The sequence below is a fragment of the Paracoccus sp. SY genome, from assembly GCF_002901215.1.
Lineage (GTDB): Bacteria > Pseudomonadota > Alphaproteobacteria > Rhodobacterales > Rhodobacteraceae > Paracoccus > Paracoccus acridae.
Genome location: NZ_NWMQ01000240.1, coordinates 1 through 331, shown reverse-complemented (window position 1 = coordinate 331; position 331 = coordinate 1). Strand labels below are relative to the sequence as shown.

General features: G+C 65.0%; 1 pseudogene. It reads left to right on the top strand.

The features are described 5' to 3' along the window. Nucleotides 1-120: 120 nt before the first annotated feature. Nucleotides 121-331, top strand: a pseudogene (locus CK944_RS22700) (glycine/betaine ABC transporter substrate-binding protein); the annotation flags it as partial.

Sequence of the window (331 nt, the reverse complement as noted above, 5' to 3'; positions counted from 1 at the left end):
CCGGTTCCGACACGGTGAGGGGGCCCCATGTCGCGTTCAGGCGCGACGGCGGCAGCGATCCGTTCTTGATTGAACGGATAAGCAAAATCCAAAAGGAGGTAGATGATGAAGGCTTTGACGATGACGGCCGCCATGCTGCTGGCTGCGACGGCCCTGCCCGTCCTGGCGGATGATGCCGCCACCTGCGGCACGGTGCGCTATTCCGATCCCGGCTGGACCGACATCACCGCGACGAACGGCGTCGCCGCCGTTCTGCTCGAGGCGCTTGGCTATACGCCCGAAATCTCGACCCTTTCGGTGCCGGTGGGCTATGAGGCGCTGAAGGGCGGCC